Annotated in this window: 8 protein-coding genes and 1 riboswitch; all 8 genes read left to right on the top strand. The window is 63.5% G+C overall.

From position 1 onward, the window contains the following. On the top strand, positions 1 to 463 hold a 463-nt coding region (locus V8U06_RS28815), incomplete at its 5' end, for a formyltetrahydrofolate deformylase (protein ID WP_427140858.1). A gap of 262 nt (positions 464 to 725) precedes the next feature. Further along, positions 726 to 1,391: a thiamine diphosphokinase gene (locus tag V8U06_RS28810; RefSeq protein ID WP_427143596.1), complete on the top strand. Its 666-nt coding sequence runs from the start codon at positions 726 to 728 to the stop codon at positions 1,389 to 1,391. Positions 1,392 to 1,394: 3 nt separating this feature from the next. Continuing rightward, positions 1,395 to 3,221, top strand: a complete 1,827-nt coding sequence (locus tag V8U06_RS28805) for an ABC-F family ATP-binding cassette domain-containing protein (protein WP_427143595.1) — start codon at positions 1,395 to 1,397, stop codon at positions 3,219 to 3,221. 192 nt (positions 3,222 to 3,413) lie between these two features. Then, positions 3,414 to 3,638 carry a hypothetical protein gene (locus V8U06_RS28800; protein ID WP_427143594.1) on the top strand — a complete coding sequence of 75 codons (225 nt, stop codon included), beginning with the start codon at positions 3,414 to 3,416 and terminating at the stop codon, positions 3,636 to 3,638. Between the two features lie 101 nt (positions 3,639 to 3,739). Further along, positions 3,740 to 3,817: riboswitch (SAM riboswitch) on the top strand. 59 nt (positions 3,818 to 3,876) lie between these two features. Beyond that, positions 3,877 to 4,800 (top strand): homoserine O-acetyltransferase MetA, encoded by a 924-nt coding sequence (gene metA / locus V8U06_RS28795; RefSeq protein WP_226921625.1) that lies wholly within the window; start codon positions 3,877 to 3,879, stop codon positions 4,798 to 4,800. Positions 4,801 to 4,802: 2 nt separating this feature from the next. Further along, positions 4,803 to 5,255 (top strand): N-acetyltransferase family protein, encoded by a 453-nt coding sequence (locus V8U06_RS28790; protein ID WP_427143593.1) that lies wholly within the window; start codon positions 4,803 to 4,805, stop codon positions 5,253 to 5,255. 93 nt (positions 5,256 to 5,348) lie between these two features. Then, entirely contained in the window at positions 5,349 to 6,365 is a 1,017-nt protein-coding gene (locus V8U06_RS28785) for an aldose epimerase family protein (RefSeq protein ID WP_427143592.1), read from the top strand. A gap of 142 nt (positions 6,366 to 6,507) precedes the next feature. Continuing rightward, positions 6,508 to 8,418, top strand: a complete 1,911-nt coding sequence (locus V8U06_RS28780) for a methyl-accepting chemotaxis protein (RefSeq protein WP_427143591.1) — start codon at positions 6,508 to 6,510, stop codon at positions 8,416 to 8,418. Positions 8,419 to 8,476 lie beyond the last annotated feature (58 nt).

Genomic DNA, 8,476 nt, shown 5'->3' with positions numbered 1-8,476 from the left:
GACGAAGGAGAACAAGCCGCAGGCCGAAGCCCGTCTGATGGAAGTGGTCGAGCAGTCCGGCGCCGAACTCATCGTTCTCGCCCGTTACATGCAGGTCCTGTCGGATGCCGTCTGCAAGCGCATGTCGGGCCGCATCATCAACATCCACCACTCCTTCCTGCCGTCCTTCAAGGGTGCCAATCCCTACAAGCAGGCGTTCGAGCGCGGCGTGAAGCTGATCGGCGCGACGGCGCACTACGTCACCGAGGACCTCGACGAAGGTCCGATCATCGAGCAGGACGTTGCCCGCATCACCCATGCGCAGTCGGCGGAGGACTACGTGTCGATCGGCCGCGACGTGGAGAGCCAGGTTCTCGCCCGCGCCGTGCACGCCCACATCCACCATCGCACCTTCATGAACGGCAACAAGACCATCGTCTTCCCGCCGTCGCCGGGCTCCTACGCCTCCGAGCGTATGGGGTGACAACAGGGCCGGCGGAAACGCCGGCTCTTTTCGTTCGGGGCGATGGCGGTACGTCGTTCCGTTCCTCAATCGCACCGTTGCCAAAGATCGGCGGCTGCACCGCGAAACATCCAGTCAAGCCAGCCTTGGCGCGTCGTCAGACGGCTTTTCGGTAGAACCACGGGTGAAAACACTGTGTGCGTGAAGCCGCTGCAAGCGCTTTCTACGCACGGCGCGCCAAACTCTTTCCCTTTGCCGGAAACATGCGCTAAGGGCATCAGCCATGACCAAGCCGGCCCGCACAGACCAGACCTTCGTCGTCCTTCTCGGGGGCGCGCTTTCGGCGACGCCGCGGCTTCGCGCCGATGTCGCCGGTGCGCGCGTCGTGGCGGCGGATGGCGGCATGCGGCATGCGGCGGGGCTGGGCCTCACGCCGGAACTGTGGGTCGGCGATTTCGATTCGACGCCGGCCGATCTTGTCGCCGCCTGGCCTGATATCGAGCGTCAGCCCTATCCCGTTGCCAAGAACGAGACGGACGGGGCCATCGCGGTTTCCGTCGCCATCGAGCGCGGCGCGCGAAACATCCTTCTGGCCGGCGCGCTCGGCGGCGAACGCAGCGACCATGCCCTGATGCATCTCCTCCATGCCGTTTCGCTGGAAGAAGAGGGCTTTGCGATCAAGCTCACCTCCGGCGAGGAGGAGGCCTGGCCGCTCCTGCCGGGGGTACGGGAGATCGACCTGCCGAAGGACAGCCTTTTTTCCGTTCTCGGTCTCACGCCGCTGTCCGGTCTGTTCATCGAGAACGTGCGCTATCCGCTCGCCGACTTTTCCTTGCCCTTCGGCTCGTCGCGCACCATTTCCAATGTCGCTGAAGGCCCGATCCGCCTTTCGCTCGCCTCCGGCCGCGCGATCCTCATCGCCCGGCCTTTTGACCTTTCAGGAGCCTGACCCTTGGCACCGCCCATCCTCAAACTCGACGATATCTTCCTCAGCTTCGGCGGCACGCCGCTGCTTGCCGGCGCCAGCCTGCAGGTGGAGCCGGGCGACCGCATCTGCCTCGTCGGCCGCAACGGCTCCGGCAAGTCGACGCTGATGAAGATCGCCGCCGGCCTTGCCGAGGCGCAGTCGGGTGAGGTCTTTCGCCACCCGTCCGCGACCGTCCGCTACCTGCACCAGGCACCGGATTTCGACGGTTACGATACGGTCGCCGCCTATGCCGAAGCCGGTCTCGGCCCGTCCGACGATCCGTACCGCGTCACCTATCTGCTTGAACATCTCGGCCTTTCCGGCAACGAGGACCCGAAGTCGCTATCGGGCGGCGAGGCGCGCCGGGCAGCGCTTGCCCGCGTCATGGCGCCTGAGCCGGATATCCTGCTGCTCGATGAGCCGACGAACCATCTCGACCTGCCCACCATCGAATGGCTCGAAGGCGAGTTGCAATCCACCCGCTCGGCGCTCATCGTCATCTCGCACGACCGCCGCTTCCTCGAAAAGGTCTCCAACGCCACCGTCTGGCTCGACCGCGGCCAGTCGCGTCGCCTCAATCGCGGCTTTGCCCATTTCGAGGCCTGGCGGGACGAGGTGCTGGAAGCCGAGGAACTGGAGCAGCACAAGCTCGGCAAGGCCATCGAGCGCGAGGAGCACTGGCTGCGCTACGGCGTTACCGCACGCCGCAAGCGCAACATGCGCCGCCTCGGCGAGCTGCAGGACATGCGCGCGCGCCATCGCGGCCATAAGGGGCCGCAGGGCACGGTGCAGGCGACCGTGTCGGATGCGCAGGAATCCGGCAAGCTGGTCATCGAGGCGGAGAAGATCACGAAGTCCTATGGCGAGCGTACCATCGTCGCGCCCTTCTCGATCCGCGTGCATCGGGGCGACTGCATCGGCCTCGTCGGCCCGAACGGCGCCGGCAAGACGACGCTCCTGAAGATGCTGACCGGCCAGCTCGAGCCGGACGACGGCTGGGTGAAGCTCGGTACCAATCTCGAGATCGCCACGCTCGACCAACGTCGCGAGGACCTCAACCTCGACGACACGCTTGCCCACTATCTCACCGACGGGCGCGGCGAGACCCTGTTGGTCAATGGCGAACAGCGCCATGTCACGGGCTACATGAAGGAATTTCTCTTCCAGCCGGAACAGGCCCGCACGCCCATCCGCAACCTTTCCGGCGGCGAGCGCGCCCGGCTGATGCTGGCGCGCATCCTGTCGCGCCCGACGAATCTCCTCATCCTCGATGAGCCGACCAACGATCTCGACATCGAGACTCTGGACCTGTTGCAGGAAATCGTCACGGGTTTTTCCGGCACTGTGCTGCTCGTCAGCCACGACCGCGATTTCCTCGACCGCACCGTCACGTCCACCATCGCTCCGGCCGATCCGGAAAGTCCTGACGGACGCTGGATCGAATATGCCGGCGGCTATTCCGACATGATGGCCCAGCGTCGCGGCGTCATCGAGGAGAAGCGCAGGGCGGAAAAGGCCGAGAAGGCGAAGTCCGCCGAGACGGCCGTCGCCGCGCCTGCCGAGAACAAGGGCAAGGGCAAACTTTCCTACAAACAGAAATTCGCGCTCGAAAATCTGCCGAAGGACATGGAGAAGGCGGAAAGGGAGATCGCCGCCCGCGAGGCGAAGATGGCCGATCCGAACCTCTTCACCAAGGATCCCGCCTACTTCAACAAGCTCGCGGCCGAGATGGAGAAGCTGCGCGACAGCCTGGTAAAGATGGAAGAGGAATGGCTGGAGCTGGAAATGCTGCGGGAGGAACTGGAGGGCTGAGACCCCTCTTGAAGCAATCCGTCCTTGCCCCTTCGTTGTACCCGGGCTTGATCCGGGTATTCATCGGCCAAGGGGCAAGGCATGGCGCACCCTGTTCCCTCCGGAACAGCGCCGTGCGCGGCGATATGGGACAGTCGGGTCATTGGATGAGGGGATCTCATCCTGCAACCCGAAAGAGATCAGGAGAGTCCCATGCGCAAGTTCATCGTTTCCGCCGTCGTCGCCGTCGTCGCCGCCGTTTCCTTCGCCGCGCCGTCCGAGGCTGGCTACTACGGCTACGGCCACAAGTCCTACGGTTACAAGAGCCATGGCTACAGCAAGCACTACGGCTACAAGAAGCACTTCAAGAAGCACTATTACGGCGGCGACTACGGCGTGAAGATCATCATCAAGAAGAAGCACTACGACTACTACTGAGCCGTGGCTCTTCGAGAAAACGACAAGGCCCGGATGCCCGCCGCATCCGGGCCTTTTAGACTCGATCAGGCGGATTGATTCGCGGGCCGACTGGGTTTATCTAATTTGCTCGTGGTGATTTGGCCGGCCGGCTTGCAGCCACGTTAAACAAGTCGCTAAAGGGCCGCGCGAGGAAGACCTTACGTGGACCGGTTGCGACATCGTTGCGGCCGGTTTTTGTTTTGGATCGAGTTGAGACATGCCCATCAAGATTCCCGATACGCTCCCCGCCTTCGAGACCCTCGTTCACGAGGGTGTGCGGGTGATGACCGAAACGGTGGCGATCCGGCAGGATATCCGACCGCTGCAGATCGGGCTGCTCAATCTCATGCCGAACAAGATCAAGACGGAAGTGCAGATGGCGCGCCTCGTCGGCGCTTCGCCGCTGCAGGTCGAACTGTCGCTGATTCGCGTCGGCGGTCACCGTGCCAAGAACACCTCGGAAGATCATCTGCTGGCCTTCTACGACACGTGGGAGGAGGTGCGGCACCGCAAGTTCGACGGCCTCATCATCACCGGGGCGCCGGTGGAAACGCTCGACTACGAGGACGTCACCTACTGGGACGAGATGAAACAGATCCTCGACTGGACCGAGACCAACGTGCATTCGACGCTGAATGTCTGCTGGGGGGCGATGGCGGCGATCTACCACTTCCACGGCGTGCCGAAACGTACGCTTGAGGAAAAGGCCTTCGGCGTCTATCGCCACCACAATCGCAAACCCTCGTCGGTCTATCTCAACGGCTTCTCGGATAATTTCGAAGTGCCGGTGTCACGCTGGACGGAAATCCGTATCGAGGACATCCGCGCGGTGCCGGAACTCGACATCCTGCTCGATTCCGACGAAACCGGTGTCTGCTTCGTGCAGGAGAAGGCCGGCAACCGGCTCTATATCTTCAACCACGTGGAATATGATTCGACGTCGCTCGCCGACGAATATTTCCGCGACGTCTCGGCCGGCGTGCCGATCAAGCTGCCGAAGAACTATTTTCCGCACAACGATCCCTCGTTGCCGCCGCAGAACCGCTGGCGCGGTCATGCGCATCTGCTCTTCGGCAACTGGATCAACGAAATCTACCAGACAACACCCTACGACCTCGAAAAAATCGGAACGGGAGCCTGATCATGAGCCGTGTCGTCGTTCGCCCTCTGCACAAGGATGATGAAGGCGAATGGCGGCGCCTGTGGACCGCCTATCTCGCCTTCTACGAGACGGTGCTTCTGGAGGAGATCTTCGCCAGCACGTTCGCCCGCCTGACGGGCGAAGTGGCGGAGGGTGAATATCGCGGCCTTCTCGCCACGCTCGACGGCAAGCCTGTCGGTCTTGCGCATTATCTCTTCCATCGCTCCTGCTGGACCATCGACAGCATCTGCTACTTGCAGGATCTATATGCCGATCCCGACGTGCGCGGCACCGGCATCGGCCGGGCGCTGATCGAAGGCGTCTATGCCAAGGCGAAGGAAGCCGGCGCGCCGGAAGTCTACTGGATGACGCAGGAATTCAATGCCACTGCGCGCACGCTTTACGACCGTATCGCCGACAAGACGCCCTTCATTGTCTACCAGAAGAATTTCTGAGACCGCGCCTTCTGAAAAGTATGACTTTTTGATTGCAAGGCGGCGGCAATTGCCGCAGGTTGCCGGCACAGCGCATTGGGCAGGAGGACAGGCGTGGGTGCATCCAATGAAATCTTCGGCCACCTTCCTTCGGGCGAGGCGATCGAGCGCATCACGCTTTCCGGCGGCGGTCTCACTGCGCAGGTGCTGACCTGGGGCGCGATCATCCAGGATCTGCGCCTAGACGGGCATGTGGCCCCCCTCGTGCTCGGCTTCGAGAATCTTCCATCCTATCTCGCCCACTCTCCCTATTTCGGCGCGACGCCGGGGCGTTGTGCCAATCGTATCGCCGGCGGGCGCTTCGTCCTCGACGGCACGTCGTATCAGCTTGAATGCAACGAGCGCGGCGTCACCCATCTGCATGGCGGCAGCGATGGCATCGGCCAGCAGAACTGGCGCGTCGCGGCGCAGGGCGCGGATTTCGTCACGCTGGCCTTTACCGATCCTGCCGGCCGCGCGGGCTATCCCGGCAATTGCGCGATCACCTGCACCTATCGGCTCTCCGGCGACGGCACGCTTGCCGTCGTCTATGAAGCGACGGCGGATGCACCGACGCCGGTCAATCTCTGCCAGCACAGCTATTTCAATCTCGACGGCGGCGCCGACGCTCTCGATCACGAAATCCGCCTTGCGGCCGACCATTACCTGCCCGTCGATGAAACGCTCATCCCCACTGGCGAAATCCGCCCCGTCGCCGGAACGTCCTTCGACCTGACCGGCTGGACGCCTTTCCGCCGCCAGGTGGAGCCGGGTGGCATCGCCTTCGACCACAATTTCTGCCTTTCCGACGAACGGCGGGACAAGCGACGGGTGGCCACGGTGCGTAGCTCCCTTTCCGGCGTTTCCCTTGACGTTCTCACCACGGAGCCCGGCGTGCAGCTCTATACCGGCGCCCATGTGAACCCGTCCGTTGCCGGTTTGGGTGGCCGGCGTTACGGCGCCTTCGCCGGTTTCTGCCTGGAAACGCAGATCTGGCCGGATGCCGTCAACCATGTGCACTTCCCCTCGGCAGTGCTGCGGCCTGGCGAAACGCTACGGCAGGAAACGGACTACGTCTTCCGAAAGGGCTGAGCTTCCCCCTCGAACAGATTGTCAAAAGGCAAGAAAATCGAAACCTTTGTCGCCGACAACGGCCGTATGGACCCGCAATGACGCCGGGTCGTGCGGGATTGAACGCGCCAGGACAGCGCCGGTCGCCCCAGGGGACCTGCCCATGAAAATCTCCGATCTCTCCATTTCGCGGAAAGTCGGCCTGCTCGTGCTCCTGATGGGTATTGCGGCCGGCACCATCGCCACGGTCGGCAGCCGCGGTCTCACCTCGCTGGGCGCCGCACTTCAGGATACGGGTGCGCGCGAGGAAGTCGCCCGCGAGGCCATGGACCTGCGCGTCGACGTCATCGCGATCAGCCGCATGACCTATCAGCTCGCCATGGCGCCGGAAAAGGCGGCCGATTTTGCTGCCGAGACGGAAATGCGCGCCGCGGAAATGCTGGATCGCCTGCCGAAGATCGCCTCCACCGCTGACACGACCGAACAGAAACAGCTCGAAGCGATCCGCGCTGCCCTGGCACCCTATTTCGAGGATATCCGCGCCATGGTCGCCGTGGCCGGTTCCGACAAGGGCCAGGACCGCGCCGCGCTGCTCGCCGCGCTCGACAAGGCGCTGGATGGCCAGAAGGCCGTGACCGCCGCGATCAAGGAATATTCGGCCTATTCCGCCGAAACGCTATCCGGCTCGCGGGCCGTCGCGATCTCCCGCTCGACGACAACGCAGATCCTGCTGCTCGCAACCGCTTTTGTCTGCATCGTCGCGGGCATGCTGTTCGCGATGCTCTTCGCCCGCAACGGCATCGTGCGTCCGATCCAGCTGCTGACCGGCGTGATGTCGAACCTGGCGGCCGGCAAGCTCGATGACGCGATCCCCTGCACCGACCGCAAGGACGAGATCGGCGCCATGGCACGCACGCTCGACGTCTTCCGCGCCAACGAGATGCAGATGCGCGAGATGGAAGCGCAGGAAGCCGCCTTGCAGGCGCAGAGCAAGGACCTGCAATCGAACATCAGCACCATCGTCGCGGCCGCCGCCGCGGGCGATTTCTCCCGCCGCATCACCAAGGCCTATGAAGACGCGGACCTCAGCCGTTTCGCCACGAGCGTCAACGAACTGGTGGAAAATGTCGACAGGGGCGTCACCGAGGTGCGCCGCGTGATCGCCTCGCTTTCCCATGCCGACCTGACGCAGGAAATGGCCGGTCATTTCCAAGGCGACTTCGCCGAGCTTCAGGCCAACGTCAATGGTGCGATGCTGACGCTGCGCAGCACGATGGCCGGCATCCTTTCCACCGCGGGCACCATCACCGGCAATTCCCGCGAGCTTTCCGCCGCCGCCGACCAGCTTGCCCATCGCACCGAGCAGCAGGCCGCCTCGCTGGAGGAGACCGCTGCAGCACTGGAGGAAATCACCACCACGGTGAAGACCTCCACGACCCGCGCCATCGAGGCGTCCGAAATCGTGCGCGAAGCCAAGGACAGCGCCGACAAGTCCGGCGAGATCGTGCAGAGCGCCATCGACGCCATGGGCCGCATCGAGCAGTCCTCGCAGAAGATCAGCCAGATCATCTCCGTGATCGACGAGATCGCCTTCCAGACGAACCTGCTGGCCCTGAATGCCGGTGTCGAGGCGGCCCGGGCGGGCGAGGCCGGCCGCGGCTTTGCCGTCGTTGCCCAGGAAGTGCGCGAACTCGCCCAGCGCTCGGCCAACGCCGCCAAGGAGATCAAGACATTGATCAATGCCTCGGCCGGCGAGGTAAAGGGCGGTGTTTCGCTGGTGCTGTCGACCGGCGACGTGCTCTCCGAGATCAAGGACCTCGTCAACCGCGTCAACGACCACGTCGTCTCGATCACCCGCGCCGCCCAGGAGCAGTCTGCCGCCCTCGGCGAAATCAACACGGCCGTCAACCAGATGGACCAGATGACCCAGCAGAACGCCGCCATGGTCGAAGAAACCACCGCTGCCAGCCAGGTCCTCGCCAGCGAAGCTGCCCAACTGCAGTCGGCCCTCTCGCAGTTCCACATCGGCGAGGGACGCGGTGGCCAGACCGTGCAGTATCGCCGCGTAGCCTAGGTGTGTGGTCCCGGAGTGTAACGGTGCATCATTGATCCTTGGTCGTCAGGAGGAGGAT

This window comes from Shinella sp. G-2 (assembly GCF_050172695.1).
Classification (GTDB): domain Bacteria; phylum Pseudomonadota; class Alphaproteobacteria; order Rhizobiales; family Rhizobiaceae; genus Shinella.
This window is presented reverse-complemented; position numbering and strand designations above follow the sequence as displayed.